This is a genomic window from Lysobacter sp. N42, assembly GCF_004344885.1.
Genome location: NZ_SKFB01000002.1, coordinates 404,319 through 427,351 on the forward strand (window position 1 = coordinate 404,319; position 23,033 = coordinate 427,351).

The 23,033-nt window shown below is 47.2% G+C and carries 22 protein-coding genes, 1 other RNA gene and 1 pseudogene; 5 read left to right on the forward strand and 19 right to left on the reverse strand.

What is annotated here, in order from left to right:
• Positions 1–3: 3 nt before the first annotated feature.
• Genes murG through mraZ form a run of 10 tightly spaced genes read right to left on the reverse strand, consistent with a single transcriptional unit; the run spans position 4 to position 11,074 of the window.
• Entirely contained in the window at positions 4–1,101 is a 1,098-nt protein-coding gene (gene murG, locus EYQ95_RS07060; RefSeq protein ID WP_111915195.1) for an undecaprenyldiphospho-muramoylpentapeptide beta-N-acetylglucosaminyltransferase, read from the reverse strand.
• Positions 1,098–2,315, reverse strand: coding sequence for a putative lipid II flippase FtsW (gene ftsW, locus EYQ95_RS07065; protein WP_111915196.1), 1,218 nt, complete (start codon positions 2,313–2,315; stop codon positions 1,098–1,100). Before ftsW ends, murG begins: the two co-directional genes overlap by 4 nt.
• A complete protein-coding gene (murD, locus tag EYQ95_RS07070; RefSeq protein WP_111915197.1) occupies positions 2,305–3,654 on the reverse strand; it encodes a UDP-N-acetylmuramoyl-L-alanine--D-glutamate ligase in 1,350 nt (449 codons plus the stop codon). The genes ftsW and murD overlap by 11 nt, the downstream gene beginning before the upstream one ends.
• A gap of 11 nt (positions 3,655–3,665) precedes the next feature.
• Positions 3,666–4,751, reverse strand: coding sequence for a phospho-N-acetylmuramoyl-pentapeptide-transferase (gene mraY / locus EYQ95_RS07075; protein WP_111915198.1), 1,086 nt, complete (start codon positions 4,749–4,751; stop codon positions 3,666–3,668).
• Complete coding sequence (murF, locus tag EYQ95_RS07080) at positions 4,745–6,160, reverse strand: UDP-N-acetylmuramoyl-tripeptide--D-alanyl-D-alanine ligase (protein WP_111915199.1); 1,416 nt, start codon at positions 6,158–6,160, stop codon at positions 4,745–4,747. Before murF ends, mraY begins: the two co-directional genes overlap by 7 nt.
• Positions 6,153–7,619, reverse strand: a complete 1,467-nt coding sequence (locus EYQ95_RS07085; RefSeq protein WP_111915200.1) for a UDP-N-acetylmuramoyl-L-alanyl-D-glutamate--2,6-diaminopimelate ligase — start codon at positions 7,617–7,619, stop codon at positions 6,153–6,155. The genes murF and EYQ95_RS07085 overlap by 8 nt, the downstream gene beginning before the upstream one ends.
• Complete coding sequence (locus EYQ95_RS07090; protein WP_111915201.1) at positions 7,616–9,355, reverse strand: penicillin-binding transpeptidase domain-containing protein; 1,740 nt, start codon at positions 9,353–9,355, stop codon at positions 7,616–7,618. Before EYQ95_RS07090 ends, EYQ95_RS07085 begins: the two co-directional genes overlap by 4 nt.
• Positions 9,346–9,681, reverse strand: coding sequence for a cell division protein FtsL (gene ftsL / locus EYQ95_RS07095; RefSeq protein WP_207916256.1), 336 nt, complete (start codon positions 9,679–9,681; stop codon positions 9,346–9,348). Before ftsL ends, EYQ95_RS07090 begins: the two co-directional genes overlap by 10 nt.
• Positions 9,678–10,616, reverse strand: coding sequence for a 16S rRNA (cytosine(1402)-N(4))-methyltransferase RsmH (gene rsmH / locus EYQ95_RS07100; protein ID WP_111915202.1), 939 nt, complete (start codon positions 10,614–10,616; stop codon positions 9,678–9,680). Before rsmH ends, ftsL begins: the two co-directional genes overlap by 4 nt.
• Complete coding sequence (mraZ, locus tag EYQ95_RS07105) at positions 10,616–11,074, reverse strand: division/cell wall cluster transcriptional repressor MraZ (RefSeq protein WP_111915203.1); 459 nt, start codon at positions 11,072–11,074, stop codon at positions 10,616–10,618. Before mraZ ends, rsmH begins: the two co-directional genes overlap by 1 nt.
• Before the next feature lie 447 nt (positions 11,075–11,521).
• Between mraZ and EYQ95_RS27150 the strand changes: the two are divergent.
• Positions 11,522–13,447: pseudogene (locus EYQ95_RS27150) on the forward strand (putative bifunctional diguanylate cyclase/phosphodiesterase); the annotation flags it as partial.
• Positions 13,448–13,518: 71 nt separating this feature from the next.
• Here EYQ95_RS27150 and rnpB read toward each other — a convergent pair.
• Both rnpB and rsmI read right to left on the reverse strand, forming a co-directional pair.
• An RNA gene (rnpB, locus tag EYQ95_RS07120) (RNase P RNA component class A) lies at positions 13,519–13,872 on the reverse strand.
• A 33-nt stretch (positions 13,873–13,905) separates the two neighbouring features.
• A complete protein-coding gene (gene rsmI / locus EYQ95_RS07125; RefSeq protein WP_111915204.1) occupies positions 13,906–14,730 on the reverse strand; it encodes a 16S rRNA (cytidine(1402)-2'-O)-methyltransferase in 825 nt (274 codons plus the stop codon).
• A 75-nt stretch (positions 14,731–14,805) separates the two neighbouring features.
• Between rsmI and EYQ95_RS07130 the strand changes: the two genes are divergently transcribed.
• From EYQ95_RS07130 to EYQ95_RS07145, 4 genes are read left to right on the forward strand one after another with little or no spacing between them, the layout of a single operon-like run.
• Complete coding sequence (locus EYQ95_RS07130; RefSeq protein ID WP_165924694.1) at positions 14,806–16,635, forward strand: penicillin-binding protein activator; 1,830 nt, start codon at positions 14,806–14,808, stop codon at positions 16,633–16,635.
• A complete protein-coding gene (locus EYQ95_RS07135; RefSeq protein ID WP_111915206.1) occupies positions 16,610–16,960 on the forward strand; it encodes a YraN family protein in 351 nt (116 codons plus the stop codon). Before EYQ95_RS07130 ends, EYQ95_RS07135 begins: the two co-directional genes overlap by 26 nt.
• The gene (locus tag EYQ95_RS07140; protein ID WP_111915207.1) at positions 16,961–17,527 is read left to right on the forward strand and encodes an SIS domain-containing protein; all 567 of its coding nucleotides are present in this window, start codon (positions 16,961–16,963) and stop codon (positions 17,525–17,527) included.
• 1 nt (position 17,528) lies between these two features.
• Positions 17,529–18,104 (forward strand): BON domain-containing protein, encoded by a 576-nt coding sequence (locus EYQ95_RS07145; RefSeq protein WP_111915208.1) that lies wholly within the window; start codon positions 17,529–17,531, stop codon positions 18,102–18,104.
• Here EYQ95_RS07145 and EYQ95_RS07150 read toward each other — a convergent pair whose 3' ends face one another.
• From EYQ95_RS07150 to rplM, 7 genes are all read right to left on the reverse strand, one after another.
• Positions 18,105–18,599, reverse strand: coding sequence for a ClpXP protease specificity-enhancing factor (locus tag EYQ95_RS07150; protein ID WP_111915209.1), 495 nt, complete (start codon positions 18,597–18,599; stop codon positions 18,105–18,107).
• A gap of 7 nt (positions 18,600–18,606) precedes the next feature.
• Positions 18,607–19,239, reverse strand: coding sequence for a stringent starvation protein SspA (sspA, locus tag EYQ95_RS07155; protein ID WP_111915210.1), 633 nt, complete (start codon positions 19,237–19,239; stop codon positions 18,607–18,609).
• Between the two features lie 80 nt (positions 19,240–19,319).
• On the reverse strand, positions 19,320–20,021 hold the full coding sequence (locus EYQ95_RS07160; protein WP_207916258.1) for a cytochrome c1: 702 nt from the start codon (positions 20,019–20,021) through the stop codon (positions 19,320–19,322).
• Between the two features lie 32 nt (positions 20,022–20,053).
• On the reverse strand, positions 20,054–21,316 hold the full coding sequence (locus EYQ95_RS07165) for a cytochrome bc complex cytochrome b subunit (protein ID WP_111915211.1): 1,263 nt from the start codon (positions 21,314–21,316) through the stop codon (positions 20,054–20,056).
• Positions 21,316–21,903 carry a ubiquinol-cytochrome c reductase iron-sulfur subunit gene (gene petA, locus EYQ95_RS07170; RefSeq protein WP_111915212.1) on the reverse strand — a complete coding sequence of 196 codons (588 nt, stop codon included), beginning with the start codon at positions 21,901–21,903 and terminating at the stop codon, positions 21,316–21,318. The genes EYQ95_RS07165 and petA overlap by 1 nt, the downstream gene beginning before the upstream one ends.
• A 196-nt stretch (positions 21,904–22,099) precedes the next feature.
• The gene (gene rpsI, locus EYQ95_RS07175) at positions 22,100–22,492 is read right to left on the reverse strand and encodes a 30S ribosomal protein S9 (protein ID WP_111915213.1); all 393 of its coding nucleotides are present in this window, start codon (positions 22,490–22,492) and stop codon (positions 22,100–22,102) included.
• A 14-nt stretch (positions 22,493–22,506) separates the two neighbouring features.
• Positions 22,507–22,935, reverse strand: a complete 429-nt coding sequence (gene rplM, locus EYQ95_RS07180; RefSeq protein WP_111915214.1) for a 50S ribosomal protein L13 — start codon at positions 22,933–22,935, stop codon at positions 22,507–22,509.
• Positions 22,936–23,033 lie beyond the last annotated feature (98 nt).

Genomic DNA, 23,033 nt, shown 5'->3' on the forward strand with positions numbered 1-23,033 from the left:
CACTTAGTGTTGCTCCACATTCATTTCAGTATTCATTTCCTCAGCACAAATAGCCGCTACCTTCGCCGCAGCGTCAGGTTGAGCTATTTGTCTGGCATGCTCTCCCATCTCTTTCACTTGTTCTGGGTGAGCCGATAGCTCTTGTAAAACTTGAGTTACATGCGCACAAGTAAACTCGTGTTGTTTAATCAATCTTGCCGCGCCTGCGCTCACTAGTTCACCTGCATTTTTAGTCTGGTGATCGTCCACGGCATAAGGATAAGGCACCAACAAGCTTGCACGGCCAACGCAGGCCAACTCGCTACACGTTAATGCTCCAGCACGGCAAACCACTAAATTTGCATTTAAGTAAGCCGCTTTCATATCTTCAATAAATTCAACAACTTCACTTTTAACGGTGTCATTATCAATGGCGCTATATGCCGTCAATACTTGCTCGCGCTTACCTTTCCCCGTTTGGTGTAGCACGCTAACCTTTCCGCCAGTCCATTGACTTAAAACTTCAGGCATTACTTCATTCAAATGTTGAGCACCTAAACTGCCGCCAACCACTAAAATTTTTAATTCTATTTCCGGCAGTGGCACGGCCTCTTGCATCAGATGAGCGATGTCTTGACGCACAGGGTTTCCTACCCATTCACTTCTTTTTAACTGTTCACTGGCGCCACGAAAGCCGAGTAACACTCGCGCAGATAATGGCGCCAGTAATTTGTTCGTCATACCCGCTGCAGCATTTTGCTCATGAATAATCAGCGGTATACCTTTACTTTTCGCAGCAACGCCCGCAGGACCAGCTGTATAACCACCAAAACCCAGCACTAAGTCAGGCTTTTTCAGCGCCAAAAAGCGACGCATTTTAATCACTCCTGCAAGCAAACGGAAGGGGGCAATTAACCACCCTAACGCACCTTTACCGCGAACGGCTTTTTGCTCTATTCCGGTAAAGTCGAACCCCGCCTTTGGCACCACCTGTGCTTCCATTCGATCTTCCGTGCCTAACCAGCTAATTGTGAAGCCAGCGTCTTTGAGCTCTTGCGCAACCGCAAGTGCTGGAAATACATGTCCGCCCGTTCCGCCTGCGGTAATCAGTACATGCTTCATGCCTGACCCTCCGCAGATTTCCACTTAAAACCATTTCGCACTTCATAGTCGATGCGAAGTAGCAGGGCTACACCAATACAGGTCACCATCAAACTACTTCCGCCATAACTTACCAACGGTAATGTTAAGCCTTTGGTTGGTATTAAACCTGCAGACGCACCTACGTTCACCGCTGCTTGGAAGAAAAACCAAATACCAATACCGTGTGCTAGATAACCTGCAAAAGGCTTTTTCTGACGTAACGCTTTTTGTCCCAACATCAGCGCCTTAAGAACTAGAACCAATACCAACGCAATAACTGCAACCACGCCAGTAAAACCAAGCTCTTCACCAATAACCGCCATAATAAAGTCGGTGTGAGCTTCAGGTAAGAACTGTAACTTCTGAACACTATTACCTAAGCCCTGACCAAACACATCGCCACGCCCAAACGCCATGAGCGACTGCGTTAACTGATAGCCACTGCCGAATGGGTCTTCCCACGGGTCAAGAAATGAAGTGACTCGGCGCATCCGGTATGGCTCGAAAATAATTAAGCCAATGAACAGCACCAACATGGTTAACGCCAACGCAATAAAGTGAGGAATTCTTGCGCCTGCAATAAACAACATGGCCATTGCTGTAACCGTTAATACAATAACCGAGCCCAAATCTGGCTGAAGAAGAATAAGGAAAGTAATAATCCCCATAACCAGCAGTGCTTTCATAAATCCGCGCCAGTTCTTTCTTACTTCATCATGTCTGCGGTTAAGGTAACTTGCCAAAAATACAAAGAAGAATAGTTTGGCAAACTCTGCAACCTGCAACGTTAGTGGACCTACCTTCAGCCAACGAGTCGCGCCATTTACGGTATGACCAATCACTAGTACAGCCATTAACATCACGATTGCGACCACACATAAAAATAAGTTATGACGATCCCAGATTGCCGTGGGCACAAGCAACGTTACGGTTGCCATAAAGCCACTCACCAGCAAGTAAAAGCTATGGCGAAATACAAAGTGGAAAGGGTTGCCTGTTAATCGCTCAGCCACTGGCATCGAAGATGACGCCACCATAATTAAACCGAAACTCAGCAGGAATATTGCGCACCACAGCAATAAGCGATCAAACGCTTGCTGGTCATTGCCACCATTCCAGAAGCTTTTCAGCCCCTGCAACATCGAGTCGTTGGCACTCATAGTTAGGTCTAGCTGCTGTTCATTAGCTGCCATAAGCAACCTCCACAGCCTTCTTAAATGCCATACCTCGGTGCTTGTAATCTTTAAACATATCAAGGCTTGCGCATGCAGGAGAAAGCAAGACCACAGCGCCTTTATTCAACTGTCCTTTAGCCGCTTCTACGGCTTCGTCCATAGTTTTTACCGTTATGGCACCTTCTTTCAGCACGGCTATTTTGTGACCGTCGCGCCCTAACGTAATAAGCACATCCACTTGTTCTAGTACTGGAGCTAATACACTTAAGTCTGCTCCTTTGGCATCACCACCAGCAATGAGTATCAGCTTCCCTTTTACATCGGGTCGCATACCGTTAATCGCAGCAATGGTTGCACCAGCATTCGTTGCCTTTGAGTCGTCAATCCAACGCACACCAAAGCGGTCAAAAACCACCTCACAACGATGAGGTAATGCTTTAAAATCCTTAATCAGTTTTACTGCGTCCGCTGGTTCTATACCCAATGGGCGACAAAGCCCACATGCAGCCATAATGTTGAGCCAGTTATGCACACCGGCAAGCGGAAGGTCGCGTGTGCGAATCAAACGAAGTCCGCGCCAGCTCAACCAAAACTCATTCTTCTCTTGTTGCAAACCAAAGCCGTCGGGTAATGCGCTGCTGCCAAACTTGGTATTTCTAGATTTAGCTGAGCTACCGCGTGGTTTTGTAAGTGCGTCGTCGCAATTCCATACTCTACTTTTTGCGTGGCGATATATACGTTGCTTAGCACGTTGATAGCCGCGCTCATCATCGTAACGATCTAAGTGGTCTGCCGTTATATTTAAAATACAGGCGGCTTCGAGGCGCAAACTTTCGGTAAGCTCCAGTTGGAAACTCGACAATTCCAACACAATAGCTTCGTACGCTGGCTTAGCAAGCAGTAGATCTAAAGCTGGAATACCAATATTGCCACCCATCGCTGCTCGCATACCCGACTTCTTAAGGATGTGGTAACAAAGCTCCGTGACCGTCGACTTACCATTCGAACCAGTCACTGCTATTACAGGCACTTTGACGAACCAGGCCATCATTTCGATATCAGAAATCAATCGAATACCTGCGTCTGCAGCCATGCGCAAGTTACCAAAACGCGTGTCTAAACCTGGGCTTACAACAATCAGGTCTGCAGCAAGTAAATGCTCTAACGCAAAGTCACCAAAATAGGCCTCAACCTGACTGAGCAGTTCAGGGGCTTCTTTCGCTCCCGGCGGTTCTGCTCGAGAGTCTAAAACTACCGGAACCACGCCTTTTGCAAGCAAGAAACGCGCACACGCAACACCAGTCATGCCGAAACCGGCAATCACGATATTGTCATACTGTTTCAAGTTTGCTTGCATCAATATGTTCCTTATCTAAGCTTCAGCGTCGCTAAGCCAATAAGCACTAAAATGAGTGAAATAATCCAAAAACGAACGATTACTCTAGGTTCAGGCCAACCTTTCAATTCATAGTGATGGTGAATAGGCGCCATTCTAAAAATACGTTTCCCGCGCAGCTTGTAAGAGCCTACTTGTAGCATTACCGACACGGTTTCCATGACGAACACACCGCCCATGATAAATAACACCAACTCTTGGCGAACCATTACCGCGATAACACCCAGTATTCCGCCCAATGCTAGTGAGCCAACATCGCCCATAAACACTTGCGCTGGGTAAGTGTTAAACCAAAGAAATCCGAGTCCTGCCCCCACGATGGCTGCACAAACTACAGTAAGCTCCGCAGCTTCTGGAATATAAGGTATTTGTAAATAAGCTGAGAAGTTTACGTGCCCTGTGACATACGCAAACACACCTAACGCGCCAGCAACCATAATAGTGGGCATAATCGCCAAACCATCTAACCCGTCGGTAAGATTCACGGCATTACTTGTACCTACCATGACGAAGTAAGCTAACAAAATGTAAAACAAGCCTAGCTGCGGCATAACGTCTTTGAAGAAAGGCACTAACAAGCTTGTTTCAGCAGGTTGCTGGGCACTAAAGAACAGGTAAGTAGCAACCGTGGCGGCAATCACGCTTTGCCAAAAGTACTTCCACTTCGCGGGTAGACCGCGTGGATTTTTACGCACCACTTTTCGGTAGTCGTCGATAAACCCAACCCATCCGAAGCCAAGTAAAATCGCCAGTACAGCCCATATATAGCGGTTGGTTAAATCAGTCCATAACACCACTGACACCAGAATGGCTCCGAGAATCAGAATGCCGCCCATGGTGGGTGTACCAGACTTACTCAAATGACTCTCTGGTCCGTCATCACGCACAACTTGACCCATTTGCAGCTTCTGCAACCCGCGAATAAGTGCAGGGCCGAGCCAAAGTGAAAGAATCAGCGCAGTAAGTACACTGAGTATTGAGCGCATGGTGAGGTACGAAAGAACGTTAAATCCAGACGCTACCGTTGCTTGTAGAAACTCTGCTAGCCAAACTAACATGCCTCTTTCCCCCGACTATTTTTATTATTTTGAGAGGGCGCATAGCTTTCTAATAAGGCTTCGACCACACTTTCCATGTGCGCACTGCGCGATCCTTTGACTAAAATCGTAAGCTCTGAATGTTCCGCTATTTGCTGATGAAGAGCTGCAATCAACTCTTCTTTATGCTCAAAGTGCTTACCACCTCGACCATTAAATACTTCACTCGCACTTTGGCTTAACACGCCCAGTGTGAACAACGCATCAATACCCGAGTGAATCGCGTATTCGCCAACTTCTTCATGGTAGCCTCGTGCGTTTTCACCGAGCTCGCCCATGTCACCAAGCACAAAGATACGCTTGCCTGGCAATGTTGAGAGCACGTCTAGAGCTGCGCGAACTGAGCCTACGTTAGCGTTGTAGGCGTCATCGATAATACGCAGTCCTACTTTTGGCTCGTGTACCCACATTCTTCCGGGTACCGGTGACAAGCCGCCTAACCCTCGTACGACTTGCGCTATAGGAATACCCAGTGCAAAGCAGCAAGTTGCGGCAGCCAACGCGTTATTCACGTTATGCTTGCCCGGAATATTGAGGCGTACAGCTTCGCGTTGGTGCGGTGTACAAAGTGTAAACTGCGCACACCCATGACTATCTACAGAAACATCTTCAGCCCACACATCGGCTTCTTTATGCTGTGAGGAAAACAGCTGATGTCTTTTGTCTGCAAGCTCACGCATCCAAAACTCATGGAACTCCGAGTCTGCAGAAGTAACTGCCGTTCCTGTATCGCCAAGGCCTCTAAATATTTCTGTTTTCGCTCTCGCTATACCGCAAATATCACCAAAACCTTCAACGTGTGCGGGCGACACATTATTAATCATGGCTACATCTGGTTTTGTAAGTCCCGTGGTGTAAGCAATCTCACCCCGGTGATTCGCCCCTAATTCAATCACTGCATACTGATGTTGAGGTTCTATGCGTAGCAAGGTTAAAGGCACTCCAATATCATTATTGAAGTTACCTTGAGTGGCTAAAACTTCTCCTTGCTCGCGCAAAATACTCGCAAGCATTTCTTTCACTGTTGTTTTTCCGCTGCTTCCTGTTACCGCTATAGTTTTCGGTGCGACTTCATCCTTTACCGCTCCAGCTAGCTGCCCTAAAGCATGGCGTGTGTCAGCAACAATAATCTGCGGAATACTCAAGTTTTGTTGCGACTCAACAATCAGTGCGGCTGCACCTTCAGCTTCAGCTTGCTCAGCAAAAGTATGGCCATCAAAGTTTGGTCCCTTAATGGCGATAAACAAATCTCCCGATCGAATTTGCCTGCTGTCGATAGTTACGCTTTCCACAGTCACGTTCTGTGAATTCTCAGGAACAAGTTCACCCTGCACGGCTTCTGCTATCCACTTCAAGCTAACCTTAATCATGAGCTGACTCCTCGATGAGTTGTGTCACGTAGGTTCTTTCGTCGTAGTCTGTTCTTCTTGTGCCGATCACTTGGTAGGTTTCATGCCCTTTACCTGCAAGCACCGCTACATCGTTCGGCTTTAATTTTGCTAATGTCTGGCGCACTGCATTGGCGCGCCCTTCCGTTGCCTCGTATGCAATACCACCCGGCATACCCGAGACAATATCGTTAATTATCTGCTGAGGATCTTCAGTTCTAGGGTTGTCATCCGTAATCACAATACGGTCTGCAAATTGAGCGGCAACTTGCCCCATTTGCGGACGCTTACCACGGTCGCGGTCACCGCCACAGCCAAACAAACACCAAAGTTCACCTTTGCAATGTCTGCGCGCAGCTTGCAATACATGATCTAACGCGTCTGGCGTATGCGCATAGTCAACAATAGCGAGCGCACCATTCTGTAATTTGAAAGTTTCCATGCGACCAGGAACCGCCGTAAGTTCGCCAATAAGCGCACCTAACTCTGCAAGCGACATCCCTTTTGCTAATGCTGTCGCGCACGCACCCAAAATGTTGGCAATATTGAACTCACCCAACAATTGAGTATGGGTTCGCACGCTTTCATTCTCCCAGTTCAACGTGAATCTTGAACCTTCATGGGTAAATTCAATGTCAGTGGCGACAAGCGTGTTTGGATTACCCAGCCATTCGTCATTCAAGCTAAAGCCGATGGTGTCTTGTTGTCGCCACTCGCGAATAATCACATCATCTAAGTTCACAACTTGAATGGGTGAATGAAACTCGGTAAATAAACGTTTTTTAGCGCTTTCGTAAGCTTCCATAGTGCCGTGGTAGTCAAGGTGGTCACGACTCAAATTAGTCGCTACTACACCGGCAAATTGAATACCTTCCACACGGCCTTGAGCTAGCGCATGCGATGACACTTCAATACACACGCAAGCAGCGCCTTCGGCGCGTAAACTCGCCAGCCGTTGTTGTAAAGTCACGGGATCTGGCGTAGTTAATGTTTCTGGAATTAGCGCTTTGATCATGCCACTACCCACGGTGCCAATAACGGCGGTAGGCGGTGTAACGCGGTCAAACAACTGAGCCAGCAAATGACTCACCGTAGTTTTACCATTGGTGCCAGTTACGCCATAAACGTCCATACCCTGTGAGGGATAACCATAGAAGTGACTAGCCAGTTTAGATAGGTGTTTAGACAAGTCTGGAATATGAATCATAGGCACAGACTCAATGTTTTCGATTCCCCAATTCGAGCCTTCTGCCAACACCACAATCGCGCCTGCAGCTACAGCACCACTTATAAAGTCCCTGCCGTCTACATCGTGCCCGGGAACTGCAATAAAGGCATCACCGACAGCTACTTTTCGACTGTCTAATTTCAGTCCTTTCACGTCGATATCAGGAAGCTCGAGCGTGCAATGTAAAACGTGAAGTAAGCTATTCAGTTTCATTGTGAACGCCCTCCACTAAATCCTGCAACACGTACACCAGAGCCTTCCACCGCGTCTGGAGCTATATTCAAAATACGTGTCGCTTGCTCCGCAATAGCTGAGAAAACAGGAGCTGAAACACTGCCGCCGTGGTAACTGTCACCAGCTGGTTCATTAATCATGACAACAATGGCCAGTTGTGGGTCATTGGCAGGAATTAATCCAGCAAACAGAGCTACATACTCATCCCCATAACCACCAGCAATCGCTTTTCGTGTTGTTCCCGTTTTACCTGCAACACGATAACCAGGAACTTGCGCACGAGATCCTGTACCACCCTCTGCTGTAACTTCTTGCATTAGAGCCACGACTCGTTCAGTAATGTCTTCTGGAAACACTCGTACTGCTTCTGCAGGTTGCTCGCGACGTAAAATACTTAGTGGGCGGCTTAAGCCTCCACTACCTAAAATGGTGTACATCTGCGCCAGCTGCATCGAGGTGGTTGTTAAACCGTAACCATAAGAAAGCGCCGCAATTTCATGTTCCGACCAGCGTGTGCGATGGCGAAGTTGACCCATAGCCTCGCCAAATAAAGCGGTTCCAGTGTCATTACCAAAGCCAACCGAATAGTAATTCTCTAACAGTTCGTCGATACCCAAATCGAGCGCTAGTTGCGACGTACCGACGTTACTTGAGCGAGCGAGTACGCCGCCTAATGTCAACACACCTTCATTCTTAGCATCTTGAACCCGTCGACCACCTACTGTCATCCAGCCCGGGCTTGTATCGATTAACGAAGATTCGTCGTACTCGCCACTCGCTAGTGCCTGCATAATCACCAAAGGTTTTACCGTTGAACCAGGTTCAAAGGCATCGGCAATGGCGCGATTACGAATTTGATGAGGTTGCAAATTACTGCGGTTATTCGGGTTATAGGAAGGGCTATTCGCCATCGCTAGCACTTCACTGGTGTTCACGTCGACAATAACCACCGAACCCGAGGTTGCTTGGTGATAGCCCACAGCTCTTTTAAGCTCTCTATACGCAAACGTTTGAATGCGCTGGTCAATGCTAAGTTCAATAGACTGCGGCGGTTGAGCTTCGGTAACTTCAAGCTCTTCAATTACACGACCCTGGCCATCTCTACGATAGGTTCTTTGTCCTGCTGTGCCAGTTAAATATTCGTTGTACAACGCTTCTACACCATCAAGTCCGGTTCCATCGATATTGGTAATGCCCACAAGATGCGCAGAAATTTCACCGGTTGGGTAAAAACGTCTCGACTCTTCTTTTAACGAAACGCCTGGAATATCCAATTCGCGAACGTAGCGCGCTACAGCAGGAGTCACCATGCGCTCAAGGTACACGAAACGTCGTTCCGGATTTTCAACTTTACCTAATAATTGCTCTAACGGCGTGTTAAACACTTCAGCTAGCGCTTCCCAACGACGCATGTCATTTAAACCGCCTTCGTTATGCACACGCTGAGGATCGGCCCAAACTGTTTGTACTGGAACGCTGACCGCAAGCTCTACGCCATTTCGGTCGGAAATTGTGCCGCGCTGCACGCGGTCTTCACTTACGCGAACCGTTCGTAAGTCGCCTTCGTGGCGCAAGCGGTCTGGCTCAATAACCTGAATATATGCAGCACGAGCAACAAGCGCGAAAAACACCATGCCCATGCACAGTAAAATAGTGATAAAGCGCCCTTTCATCGGCTCTGGCCGTAAAATTTTCTGGTTGCGTTTTATTGCCATGGTACAAGCACCTCCTGTTCTTCATCAGGACGGTTCATACCAAGCTCGTTGCGTGCAATAGTCTCAATGCGACTATGTTCACTGAGTGCATTTTGCTCAACAAGCAAGTGGCGCCACTCTACGTCGAGTTGGTCTCGCTCTTGTAACAACGACTCTCGCTCGCCCATGAGTTCACGGTAGCTGTGCGTTTGGTAAATAATCGTTAACGCACTTGCTATCGCAACCACGGTAAAAAAGAGTAGGCCTCGATAACGCTTTAAGTCGCGGTACAAAGCCACGACTAATTGGTTATGAATAGGAAGTTCGAATTGCATGAGCTTTTTCATGGTAAACGCTCCGCAACTCTGAGTACCGAACTGCGACACCGAGGATTTTCAGCTATCTCCTCCACGCTGGGCTTTATAGCTTTACCCACCAATTTCAGTTTTCGGTGATCTGGAATTTCGTCTTCTCGCAGTGGTAAACCCGCAGGTATTTGTTCCCGTTGACTCAACCGACGCATCAAACGTTTAGTCAGTCGGTCTTCCAAGCTATGAAAGCTAATAACAGCTAAGCGTCCACCAGGGCGTAACACATCTACCGCCGCTTCTAACGCAAGCTCTGCTTCCTGTAACTCTTCGTTGATAGCAATACGAATCGCTTGAAACACACGTGTTGCAGGGTGTTTATGACGTTCTTTCTTGGGACTAGCGTCTGAAATAAGCTGCGCCAACTGCGAGGTTCTTTCTAATGGCTGCTCTTCTCTCTTCTCGCATATAGCACGAGCGATACGACCAGCAAACTTTTCTTCTCCATATTCTCTGAAGACCCGCGCCATTTCACCCATTTCAGTGGTAGCTAACCACTGTGCGGCCGAAAGCCCCTGCTCAGGGTTCATGCGCATGTCTAGTGGACCATCATTCATAAAGCTGAAGCCACGATCGGCATTGTCTAATTGTGGGGAAGACACGCCTAAGTCGAATAGTACTCCAGCTACTTGCTGTGTAAGGTTGTTTTCCGCTGCAATGTGGGGAAGCGCAGAAAACGCTGTGTGGAAAAAAGTAAACCGAGGATCGTGCGCTAATTCTTGAGCAGCCTTAGCGGCAGAAGGATCACGGTCAAAGGCGTACAAATGCCCTTGCTCGTTAAGTTGACTTAAAATGGCACGACTATGCCCACCGCGTCCGAAGGTTGCGTCGATATAAATCCCAGCAGGATCAATAGCGAGACCTTGTATAGACTCGGCGAGCAATACAGAGATGTGCTGCGTCGACTGTGCCATTATAATGTGAAATCTTTGATTCGATCAGTTAACGTCAAGTCGTCTGCTTGCTCGGCAGCCATATCCGCGGCTACCTGCTCTTGCCAAGCTTGTTCATCCCAAATTTCGAATTTATTAAGCTGGCCAACGAGCATAAGCTTTTTGTTCAGTTGAGCATGCTGTCTAAGGGTAGGTGCAATAAGAACACGACCATTCTTGTCCATATCACAGTCTTCCGCATAGCCCAGTAGCAACCTTTGCATACGACGCTCTGCGGGGATCATGCTGGAAAATCCAGCTAAGCGTTGTTCAATCACTTTCCATTCAGGAAGCGGGTACAGCAATAGGCACGGTTGTTTAGTATCAATCGTGCATACAAGTTTCCCCTCGCAATCAATAGACAATAAGTTACGGTACTTAGCTGGGATAGCTAAGCGACCTTTATCATCAAGACTGATTGAACTAGCTCCACGGAACATAATGATTTTTTAGTCGGATCGATAACGATCCACTTTTCTCCACTTTTCCCCACAATGATACAGTCTAGGTCTCTCGATGATCCTCGTCAAGAAAAAATAAGAATAATATTTAACCCACAAACGCCTTGTTTTACGCGCGATCTACAAGTGTGTGATTTCATGTGGGAAATAGTGGAGGAAGTGGGTATATATAATTTGTATAGTTGAACAATTAGACTATAACATCGAATATGGTTAAAACGCTTCAGCGACTAGGGCTTTTGGGTGCATTTACAACGTAATATCGCCGTTACACTATTAATCGCGCTAATCTTCAGCATTATTGTGTTCCGTGTAGTACAAATTGAACAGCGTCGTGACGCGGAGCTTACACGCTTTAACGCGCTTCAAGAATTAAGTACCGTGCGCGCTCGCATTGAGGGCCTTCTCGACGCCAACTTGTTGAGTATGCGCAGCCTGCAAGTCGAGTTCAGCTTAAATCCGGAAGTGAACACCCAACGCTTCAACGCGCTAACCAGCCAACTTTTATCTGGTGAACTCCATACCCGCCACGTTGCCATTGCTCCGAACCTAGTCATTTCCAATGTATTTCCACAAGAAGGCAACGTAGGGGCATTAGGCTTAGATTACCGAACCATTCCTGAGCAATACGCTTCGGTACAAGCCGCTATGCGTGCTCGCGACATTGTGATTAATGGGCCAATAACCTTAGTGCAAGGTGGCGAAGCATTGATTGCGCGTGTTCCCGTATACCACCACGAGACAGACGAGTTCTGGGGCATCATTTCACAGGTTATCGAGCACGAAAGCCTACTCGAAGACGCAGGGCTGCATCAAAGCGAGCGATTCGATATCGCGATACGGGGTGTAAATGGTACCGGAGAGCAAGGTGCGCATATAAGTGGCGCGGAAGCCATTTGGCAACAGTCTCCTGTTGTTTCTCATGTTGCGCTTCCGTCTGGCGTGTGGACTTTAGGAGCATTCCCTAAATCAGGTAGCTGGCAAGCTCCTATTTCCACCTACACACTGCACTGGCTTTCTGGCGGTTTAATCACAATACTATTTAGCTTGCTCGTTTTCTTCTTGCTCAATAGCTTTTGCCGATTACAGTCTGCTTTTGAAACCATTAGTCACCAAGCTCGCTACGACAGCCTCACTTCATTACCCAATCGGCACTATTTTATGCAGGTGCTTAACGACACCATCCGCGAGAAAGCGCGAACCAAGTCGGCCCTTGCGGTTTTGTTTATCGACTTAGACCACTTTAAAGAAATAAACGACTCTTTGGGTCATGAAGCCGGTGATGAATTATTGGTGAAAGTTTCTGAACGCTTGAAAACTTCGTTACGCGGTAGCGACTTAGTGGCTCGTTTTGGCGGCGACGAATTTGTAGTAATGTTAAAAGATCTTGAGGACCCGTTAGACGCCGAACTGCTTGCCAATAAAATTCTAAAAGTCCTGAGTCCCGTCATTGAAGTAGCAAGCCACGATGTCATTATTCAAGGCTCTATTGGCATTGCCATTTTCCCCAACGACGGAGATTCGGCTAGCGACCTTATCAAACACGCCGACTTAGCCATGTATGCCGCGAAGTCTTCTGGGCGAGGCACGTCATACTTCTTTAACGACTCATTGCGAAGTCAAGCTGAGTCGCACCTGCAGTTACACCGTGAGATATTGAAAGGCCTGCAAGAAAACCAATTCCGCGTATTTTATCAGCCCATAATCGAGTATTCGGATCATGCTCCAAATGGACAGGTAGTGAAGGTAGAAGCACTTATACGCTGGCATCATCCTGAATATGGAATCGTAAGCCCAGCGCATTTTATTCCTATCGCTGAGAAAACAGGAACTATTCGGGAACTAGGCGAATTTGTGCTTAAACAGGTATGTGAGGACTATCACAAGTTATCTAACCAAGGCATGTGCCTTCCTGTTTCAATTAACCGTTCTTCTAGAGAGTTTAACGACCCACAAGCAGCCAAGAACTGGCTTGAAACCATCGACGCCATGCAAGTGCCAAGACATGACATTACCTTTGAAATCACAGAGTCGATTCTTATGCCCGACAAAGAGCGACAGCATCAAATGCTGGAAGAGTTAGCTCAAAGCGGCGTAACACTCTCTATTGATGATTTCGGTACTGGGTATTCGTCGGTGACTTATTTACGAAATTTCCCAGTCAAGCAATTAAAAATTGACCGCGCTTTCTTAATTGGAGTGCCTGAGAGCCCTCAACAAGTTGCTTTAGTTGAAGCGATTATGAAAATGGCTAAAGCATTGGAACTCGAAGTAGTGGCCGAAGGAATTGAGCAGCAAAACCAAGCAGATCGCTTAAAGCTTATGGGTTGCCACTTTATGCAGGGTTTTCTTTACGCCCGCCCTGTCGCTTTAGAAGACTTAGTTAGTATGTATCACCCTGAAACAGGGTTTGCAGCGGAAAGAGTTGGAGTCGGCCAGTAAGCCGGGTTTTGTCGTGGGCAATCATTCCTCTACGACTACAGTCACCTGCAGCCTCTAGCAACCTACCCGGATCCGATGCGGGCCACAACGAGGATCCCTATTTGGTCTTGCTCCGAGTGGAGTTTACCGTGCCACAAACTGTTACCAGTTGCGCGGTGCGCTCTTACCGCACCCTTTCACCCTTACCTGTGCTCGCAAGCGAGTCATCGGCGGTTTACTCTCTGTTGCACTAGTCGTCGGCTTTCGCCGCCCAGGCGTTACCTGGCACCCTGCCCTTTGGAGCCCGGACTTTCCTCCCCTTGCATAAGCAAGCAGCGATTGCCTTGGCCGACTCCGCAGCGGAGTATACATGAGCACCGGAATAAGAGCTATAAATTCAGCTTATATAGCTCGTTTGCACTTAGGTCATAATGCTGGGCAACTATCTTGGCTGCTTTCTTCGGAGGCAACTCGGCACGAAGTGCCTCAAGAAGTCGTATAGCTTCTTGCGGAATATCATCTTTTTGTGGCGACTGACCCGCTATCATCAGCACCATTTCACCCTTTTGCTGATTCGGATCTTTTTCAATTTTCTCCGCTAATTGCTGTGCGGTTCCCGAAAGGAAGGTTTCGAATTGTTTGGTAAGCTCTCGACCAAGAACTATTTCTCGTTCATCGCCCAAAACTTCTGAAATGTCTGCCAAACAATCTAAAATCCGCCGCGGTGCTTCGTAGAAAACTAGCGTTTCTGTAGCTTCGGCATAGTTCTTTAATACTTTTTTACGCGCCCCACTTTTAGCAGGCAAAAAACCGCAGAATTTGAACTGGTCTGTAGGTAATCCCGACCCCGCAAGCGCAACCACAGCGGCGCAAGGGCCTGGTAAACTGACCACCTGAATATTGTGTTCGCGACAACCTCTTACTAACGGAAAGCCAGGGTCGCTAATTAACGGCGTTCCAGCGTCGCTAATCAATGCAATAGATTGTCCTTCCAGCAACTTAGCCACCACGGAATCAACTTTCTGGCGCTCATTGTGCTCGTGTACTGCAAACAAAGGAGTAGTGATACCAAAGTGGCTTAATAACGTTTTCGAATGACGCGTGTCTTCTGCCGCTATCGCATCAACCTCCTCAAGCACACGCAATGCCCTAGAGCTCATGTCTTCAAGGTTGCCGATTGGTGTGGGCACAATATAGAGAATTCCCGCTGTCATTGAACACCTTTGTTTGTCTGTGGACGCCTAGCAGTTTATAGTATGCACAGGCTAATTATGGAAGAGAATTGCATTGTGCCAAAGAAGCTGTTTACGTGCATCGCTATTTTAATACTTACAGGTTGCGGAAGCACGCCTGAACCTGTTGAAACAGTTACTCCTGTAACGGTTGAACCCGAACCTGTAGAAGTTATTCCTCCTACGGCAGAAGAGTGGCTAGAAATGGCGCAAGAAACTACGTCTGCCTACGAAGCCCAGTCTAACCTGCTCATGAGTGCGACTGAATTCCTAAACGAAAACCGCCATCATCATGCCGGCGCGATTCTCACCCAAATGACTCCGCGCTTGTTACGACCAGAAGAACTTCAAAAGTACCGACTACAGCGTGCACGTTTTTTCGTGGCGATTGAAGACTGGGAATCTGCCGAAAGCATGATGACAGACCTTGTTCCACGATTAAGTGACATCGAAGATCAATTACAGGGCATGCAAATCAATTATCAGCTGGCGGCAGCAAAAGAAGCGCATTTCTCTGCAGCTACCCAGCTTATAGCGTTACAAGAAGCTACAGAGGGTAATGACCTCACACAAGACATTTGGAATCATTTACGCAAAGTACCAGTCGACGTATGGCGCGAAGATGTGAGAGCCCGAAACGATATTGAACGTGGCTGGTTCGAGTTCATGAAAACACTCACGCGAGCCCTAGATCGCTTAGAGAACATGAGTTTCGCTATCGAAAGCTGGCAGACAAACTACCCAGACCATCAAGCGACGCGCATCGCGGCTGACATTCTAGGTAACCCAAGTTTGAGTACCCTGGCTCAACGAGTAGCAGTTTTACTACCACTTTCAGGCCAGTACGCGGCACAGGGCGAAGCTGTTAGATACGGTATGCTAGCTGCCCTCTCTCAGCGTGGTCAGGTCGACGTTCGATTTATTGATACTAGCCAATTTAATCGTGACGAAATCGCAGAGCAGCTAGAATTATTCGACGCACAAGTTGTCATTGGGCCTTTAGATCGCCCAGCTGTACAGCGCGTTGCAGGAATTGAAGATCGTCAGTGGTCACAGCTCACTTTGAACCATGCGCCAGACGATATTCAACTCGACAATACAGCATATTTCGCACTAGACCTCTCCGCAGAAACGCAAGCAGCAGCGTATGCAATGAACTTAAATGGTCATCGCAACATTTTATTGCTTGGACCAAACAACAACAGAGGTCAGCAGCTTGCTGAACTATTTACCGACTTTTGGAGTGATAACCACCCACGCGAGTCAGTCGACGCGCACTTTTACAGCACCAGTAATGAAATGCGTGACGTGGTCAGGCAGTCTATGGGCGTGCAAGCTAGTGAAGATCGCCAAGCATATCTTGAAAGCCAATTTAGTGGTGAAGACATTGAAATGGAATTTCGTAGTCGCCAGGACATCGACGCTATTTACCTACTTGGCGATGCGACTCAAGCAAGATTACTTAAACCATTTATCGACGTAAGCATCAGTGCGTTTGCCAACCGCATTCCGGTATACGCTAACTCTACCGTGAACCGCGAAGCTGTTACCGAAGGCGAAGCCGACCTTGATGGTGTACTGTTCTCAGATGCACCGTGGCTATTACCAAACCACGAGCAAGCCGATCTTCACCAAGAAATGGTGGGACTCTTAAATGGTTGGGACCGAAACCAACAACGGCTTACAGCAATGGGTTACGACAGTATTCGTTTGGCGCCACGCTTTAATTTAATGCGCCTTATTCACGGTTATGAATACAACGGATTAACTGGTCGATTACGGATAGAAAACAACACAGTGGTACGTCGATTATCTTGGGCTACGTTTGAAGGAAGTACAATTCAAATGGAGCCTATAGGTTATGTCAACGAAGCAGGTCGGCGATAATAACGAAACCATCGCGTTAGAATTCTTAGAACAACATAAACTAGAACTCGTTACACGAAACTTTAAAGTAAATGACGGTGAAATTGACCTTATTATGAGGCACCGTGATTACTGGGTGTTTGTCGAAGTTAAATATCGAGCAAATAACCACTTTAGAGACGTAAAAGAGATTTTAACGACCGAACAACGTGCCAGAATAAGAAGAACAGCAAGGTTATTTTTATATCAACATCAGATAAATGAACACGACACACGGTGTCGCTTCGACTTTGTTGGTGTTACAGGCAAACCCTTTGAAATTGAATGGTTACAGGACGCTTTTTGAATGAGCCAAGAAACAATTCAAACGCTTTTTAATGACAGTATTCAAACTCAAGTTGCGACCGCAGATAGCTTAGGCGACATAATCGAGTCAGCAACCTCTAAACTTGTTGCCGCTCTTTTGAATGGCAACCGTGTATTTAGCTGTGGCGACGATAGTAGTCAGTTTGTCGCGGCACATTTTGCAGAGCTACTCGTGCATGGCTCTGAACTTGAGCGCCCTCCTTTCCCAGCCATTCACCTTGTCAGCCAAGCCCGGGACTCCGTCAATCAGGAATGCTTTTCTAGACAAGTGAGTGCACTTGGGCAAGAACGTGATGTGCTAGTGGTGTTTGTTTCACAAAAGCAAAGTGAAAGCCTACACCAAGCCATGACAGCTGCAGTGTCCAGAGACATGCAGATTATTACCATTACGGGTGAAGACGCAGGAGAAATAACAGGCTTACTCGGTCCGAACGACGTAGAAGTAAGAATACCTTCAAACTCGCGCGCTAGAATTGTCGAACAACAGCTCTTCTTAAGCCAAACCTTTTGTGACCTGATTGAAAATCAAATATTCGGGGGTATGTAGTATGAATATTTTTAGGCTCGCTCTGGCACTCACATTTTTAGCGCTACTATCAGGTTGTGCGGCGGTGGTTGTTGGCGGCGCTGTTGCTACCACTTCAGTCGTACTAGATACACGCGATGTAGGTACACAAATCGAAGACTCTGGTATGCGCCTACGGTTAAGCAGCTTAGTGAATAGTAACGAGACACTAGCAGAGCAACGCATTCGAATTGTTCCATTCAATGGCGATGTGTTATTGGTAGGCCAAGTTGCTTCTGAGAGTATGAAACGACAAGCCGAACAATTGGTTCGTGACAGTAACGAAGCCATGAACGTTTTTAATCAATTGACCGTTGGCGAGATTTCATCGCTGGCAGATCGCTCTCAAGATACTTGGATTACTACAAAGGTTAAAACGTTATTACTCAGAGCACCTGAATACGACACCGCAGGCATCAAAGTAGTAACTGAAAACAATGAAGTGTATCTACTAGGGTTGGTTGACGAACCTACAGCAGCGCACGCAGTCGAGGTAGCTCGAAACGTTCGAGGCGTAACCCGAGTTGTCGACGTACTATTTAGAGAAACAACTAACTAGTTATTTAATCACTTTTAGAGTTGGCTTACCGCGAGGGGGTGGCGTTGGTTCATCTCCGTCGCCATCATCTGATTCTGACTTGCCTTGCCCCAATTTGCTCTCTCCTGCATCATCAGGAACAGGCGCGAGCTCTACGTCTCGTCCACTCTCCGGATACTGTGCTTCAGGGTCGTCATAGGCTTGTTCTGGCTCAAATATTGAACCTGCACCGTTCTCGCGCGCATATATGGCTAGCAAAGAACCATAAGGCGCGACAACTTTACGAGGAACACCACCAAAACGTGCTTGGAAGCGCACGTCGAAATCGCCCATTTCAAAAGCAGTTGTTGCTTCTGGATGTACGTTCAGAACGATTTGACCGTCCTGAACGAACTCTTGTGGCACTTCGGCACCCGGCCAATTCGCGTCAATTACAATATGCGGGGTCATTTGATTGTCTAACAACCACTCATATAGGGCACGGACTAGATACGGACGTTTTGGTGTCATATTCATAACTTACTTATGCTTTACCAAGCTCGCGCTCGGCTTCGGTCAGTGAGTCTTGGAACGACTGACGTTCAAATACACGTAGCATGTAACCTTTAACTTCTTTCGCACCCGCACCCGTTAGTTCGATGCCGTACATAGGAAGTCTCCACAATAATGGAGCTAGGTAGCAGTCTACTAAAGTGAATTCTTCACTCATAAAGTAAGGCTGGTCAGCAAATGCAGGAGCTAACGCTAAAAGGCTTTCTTTAAGCTCTTGGCGCGCTTGTTCTGCTTTCTTACCACCTTTCAAAATCACGTCTGTGAGCGCATACCAGTCGCGCTCAATGCGATACATTGTTAAACGGCTAGTACCGCGGCTAACAGGGTATACTGGCATAAGTGGAGGATGCGGGAAACGCTCATCTAGATACTCAACAATGATACGCGCGTTATAAAGAACTAAGTCGCGGTCAACCAAAGTAGGTACATTGTCTGGGTATGGATTTAATTGCGTTAAGTCTTCTGGCACGTTGTCGCTTTCTACGAAGTTGATTTCGTAAGTTACGCCTTTTTCGGCAAGCACAATACGGGCCTGATGGCTGAATAAATCGTCACGACCTGAATATAAAGTCATAACCGAACGTTTGTTGGCAGATGCAGCCATGTTTTTCTCCATTCTATGCAAACAGCAAAGGGGGCGATAAACGCCCCCGTATTCTTATACGTACATTGGAAAGCACGTTACTACTTGATATCTCGCCAATATTCTTTCTTCAGGAAGATAGTCCACAGTAGCAATACAATAAGGAAGCCAATGACGAAGTAACCTAAACGTTTACGCTCAAGTTGCATTGGTTCACCCATGTATACCAAGAAGTTAGTTAGATCTAACATTGCTTGGTCAAACTCTTCTGAGCTTAGTCGGCCGTTGCCGTCTGAACGAATACCTACGTAAACGTCTTTCATTTCACCGTCAACCATGCGGCGTTCCCAAGTTTTACGTGGCGTGCCTTGTAGTTCTTCAAGAACCCACGGCATACCTACGTTTGAGAACACTTCATTATTCACGCCAAAAGGACGAGCCTGGTCAACGTAGAAGCTCCGGAAAAAGGTGTACAACCAATCAGCACCACGAACACGCGCAACCATTGTAAGGTCTGGAGGCGCAATACCGAACCACTCACCCGCGGCTTCAGTGTCGATAGCTGAATACATGTGGTCGCCCACAGCTTCGCCCGTAAACTGCATGTACTCTTCACCCAACTCTAGCGGAATACCAATGTCGTTAAACGTTCTTTGGTAACGCTGGTACTGAGCGTTGTGACAACCCATGCAGTAGTTCATGAAAATTTGTGCGCCACGCTGTAACGAAGCATTGTCCGTTAAGTCAATCTCAGCTTTGTCTAGTGGCCCACTATAGCCGGCTGCGAAAACCGCAGACGGCATAATGAACGCCAGAGCTAGAAGAAATCTTTTCATCATTTCGTCAACCTCTCTGGAAGTGGCTTGGTTTTTTCGTTCTTACTGTAGAACCAAAGGAACACAAAGAACGCAAAGTATAAGAAGGTAAAGATCTGCGCTAATAGTACGTAGATACCTTCTGCAGGCTGAACACCCAAATAACCAAGCACAATAAAGCTAATCACAAACTGTGTCAGGTTCGCCTTGTGGAAACCGCTACGGTAGCGCGTAGAGCGTACTTTAGCGCGGTCGATCCAAGGAATAAGGAACAAGAACACAATTGACGCGAACATCAAAATTACACCCAGTAGCTTAATCGGTACTGCGCGCAAAATTGCGTAGAACGGCGTGAAGTACCATACCGGAGCAATATGCTCTGGAGTCTTCATTGGGTTCGCAATTTCAAAGTTAGGTGGCTCTAGGAAGTAGCCGCCCATCGTTGGCGCGAAGAAGATTACCGCAGCAAACAGGATTAAGAATCCAGCAAGGCCAACTAAGTCTTTCACCGTGTAATACGGGTGGAAAGGAATTGAGTCGACGATGTCGTATTTACTTGTGTAACGTTCGTGGAATTCAAACTTCGACTGTTCTTCTTTAGGAATACTTCCTTTCTTACGCTTAACTTCAACGCCGTCTGGGTTATTCGAACCCACTTCGTGAAGTGCAATAAGGTGTAAGAATACAAGAATAACCAGTACCAACGGCAACGCAATAACATGCAATGCGAAGAAACGGTTTAGCGTAGCGCCAGAAATAACGTAGTCACCACGTATCCAAGTGGTTAGTGCGTCACCCACATAAGGAATAGCACCAAACAAGGAAATAATAACCTGGGCTCCCCAGTAAGACATTTGTCCCCAAGGTAGGATGTAACCCATGAACGCTTCAGCCATCAACACGAGGAAGATAAGCATGCCGAAAACCCACAGCAATTCGCGTGGCTTCTGGTAAGAACCGTACATTAGACCGCGCATCATGTGTAAGTATACAACCACAAAGAATGCAGAAGCACCTGTGGAGTGCATATAACGCAGCAACCAACCGTACTCTACGTCACGCATAATGTATTCAACAGAGCGGAACGCATCTTCAGCACTTGGCGTGTAGTTCATAGTTAACCAAATACCAGTAACGATTTGGTTAACAAGCACGACTAGAGCCAATGAGCCCATTAAGTACCAGAAGTTAAAGTTCTTCGGAGCAGGATACTGAGTCACATGCAAGCGCATGGTGTTGGTCATTGGAATGCGCTTATCGATCCATTCAATCAATGCTTTCATTACGCATTACCTCCATCTTCACCAATCAGTACCGTTGCATCGTCAATGAAGTAATGCGGTGGTATAACTAGGTTGCTTGGCGCTGGAACGCTTTTGAATACACGCCCCGCGATATCAAACCTAGAACCGTGACACGGACAGAAGAAACCTGATTCTACGCCGTCTGCTGTAGCAAAGTTCTCCGGCATAAACGTAGGTGAACAACCTAGGTGCGTACAAATACCAACCGCAATAAACCACTCTGGGTTTCTTGAACGGTGTTGGTTTTGCGCATATTCAGGCTGCTGTGGCTTTTCTGATTGCGGGTCACGAACTTGATCGTTCGTAGTATCTAAGCTCGCCAACATTTCCGGCGTACGGCGCACAACCCATACAGGGCTACCACGCCATTCAGCACGTACTAGCTGACCTGGCTCAACTTTATCTATTTTCACTTCAACTGGCGCACCCGCAATTCGCGCTTTAGCGCTCGGGTTCCACGAAGCTATAAAAGGAACGGCTGCACCGACTGCACCGATAGCACCTACTACTGAGGTTCCAACAGTTAAGAAACGGCGGCGGCCTTTATCTACAGGCGCATTGCTCATCCATCTTTCTCCAATTTTGGACGCTGTGCGGCTATTACCGCAGCACAAGTACCTAATACTCGCGACAAAAAAATGCCACACGATCATAAAGAAAAGCCCTTGCTTTTACAAGGTAATTAACCCCCGAAACGAACACCAAAACACAAAAAACCCGGCACAAGGCCGGGTTTTTGAAAAATTCTTTGGCGTTGAAAAATTAACGCTTCGAGAATTGTGGGCGCTTACGCGCTTTGTGAAGACCGATTTTCTTACGCTCAACTTGACGCGCGTCACGAGTTACATAACCCGCACGACGTAAGTCACCACGTAGAGCTTCGTCATATTGCATCAACGCACGCGTGATACCGTGACGAATTGCACCTGCTTGGCCAGTAGTACCACCGCCAGTTACAGTGATGTGCAAATCGAATTTATCAGCCATTTCCAACAACTCTAGAGGTTGACGAACAACCATACGCGCTGTTTCACGACCGAAGTATTCTTCTAAAGTTCGGTTGTTGATCTTGATCGCACCGCTACCCGCGCGCAGGAAAACCCGCGCTGTAGAGCTTTTGCGACGACCTGTACCGTAGTATTGAGTATCTGCCATAGTCATCTGCTCCGTTAAATTTCTAGGGTTTTAGGTTGCTGTGCGGCATGCTTATGCTCACTGCCCGCATATACTTTAAGCTTGCGGAACATTTCGCGACCTAGAGGTCCACGAGGTAACATTCCTTTTACAGCAGCTTCAATGATCATTTCAGGTTTTTTCGCTTGAAGTTTTTCAAAGCTGATTGACTTCAAACCACCTGGGTAACCACTGTGAGCGTGATACATTTTGTCCTGTGCCTTGTTACCAGTCACAGCGATCTGCTCAGCATTGATTACGATAATGTAGTCACCAGTGTCAACGTGTGGCGTATAAATAGCTTTATGTTTACCACGTAAACGACTTGCGATTTCAGTTGCTAAACGACCAAGGGTTTTACCCGCAGCGTCAACAACATACCAGTCGCGTGTTACACTTTCCGGTTTTGCAACAAAGGTTTTCATTTTAAATACCCAGAATTCAATTAGTTAGCCGTGGCTTCTCCGAGCTTCCCCGCGAGAATGCCGCTTAGTTCCCTAAGGTGCTTAGCACCAACCGCGTT

Coding starts and splice junctions, on each gene's coding strand:
- murG (WP_111915195.1), bottom strand. CDS start 1,101: ATGAAGCATGTACTGATTACCGCAGGCGGAACGGGCGGACATGTATTT.
- ftsW (WP_111915196.1), bottom strand. CDS start 2,315: ATGGCAGCTAATGAACAGCAGCTAGACCTAACTATGAGTGCCAACGAC.
- murD (WP_111915197.1), bottom strand. CDS start 3,654: ATGCAAGCAAACTTGAAACAGTATGACAATATCGTGATTGCCGGTTTC.
- mraY (WP_111915198.1), bottom strand. CDS start 4,751: ATGTTAGTTTGGCTAGCAGAGTTTCTACAAGCAACGGTAGCGTCTGGA.
- murF (WP_111915199.1), bottom strand. CDS start 6,160: ATGATTAAGGTTAGCTTGAAGTGGATAGCAGAAGCCGTGCAGGGTGAA.
- EYQ95_RS07085 (WP_111915200.1), bottom strand. CDS start 7,619: ATGAAACTGAATAGCTTACTTCACGTTTTACATTGCACGCTCGAGCTT.
- EYQ95_RS07090 (WP_111915201.1), bottom strand. CDS start 9,355: ATGGCAATAAAACGCAACCAGAAAATTTTACGGCCAGAGCCGATGAAA.
- ftsL (WP_207916256.1), bottom strand. CDS start 9,681: ATGAAAAAGCTCATGCAATTCGAACTTCCTATTCATAACCAATTAGTC.
- rsmH (WP_111915202.1), bottom strand. CDS start 10,616: ATGGCACAGTCGACGCAGCACATCTCTGTATTGCTCGCCGAGTCTATA.
- mraZ (WP_111915203.1), bottom strand. CDS start 11,074: ATGTTCCGTGGAGCTAGTTCAATCAGTCTTGATGATAAAGGTCGCTTA.
- rsmI (WP_111915204.1), bottom strand. CDS start 14,730: ATGACAGCGGGAATTCTCTATATTGTGCCCACACCAATCGGCAACCTT.
- EYQ95_RS07135 (WP_111915206.1), top strand. CDS start 16,610: ATGTCAACGAAGCAGGTCGGCGATAATAACGAAACCATCGCGTTAGAA.
- EYQ95_RS07140 (WP_111915207.1), top strand. CDS start 16,961: ATGAGCCAAGAAACAATTCAAACGCTTTTTAATGACAGTATTCAAACT.
- EYQ95_RS07145 (WP_111915208.1), top strand. CDS start 17,529: ATGAATATTTTTAGGCTCGCTCTGGCACTCACATTTTTAGCGCTACTA.
- EYQ95_RS07150 (WP_111915209.1), bottom strand. CDS start 18,599: ATGAATATGACACCAAAACGTCCGTATCTAGTCCGTGCCCTATATGAG.
- sspA (WP_111915210.1), bottom strand. CDS start 19,239: ATGGCTGCATCTGCCAACAAACGTTCGGTTATGACTTTATATTCAGGT.
- EYQ95_RS07160 (WP_207916258.1), bottom strand. CDS start 20,021: ATGCCGTCTGCGGTTTTCGCAGCCGGCTATAGTGGGCCACTAGACAAA.
- EYQ95_RS07165 (WP_111915211.1), bottom strand. CDS start 21,316: ATGAAAGCATTGATTGAATGGATCGATAAGCGCATTCCAATGACCAAC.
- petA (WP_111915212.1), bottom strand. CDS start 21,903: ATGAGCAATGCGCCTGTAGATAAAGGCCGCCGCCGTTTCTTAACTGTT.
- rpsI (WP_111915213.1), bottom strand. CDS start 22,492: ATGGCAGATACTCAATACTACGGTACAGGTCGTCGCAAAAGCTCTACA.
- rplM (WP_111915214.1), bottom strand. CDS start 22,935: ATGAAAACCTTTGTTGCAAAACCGGAAAGTGTAACACGCGACTGGTAT.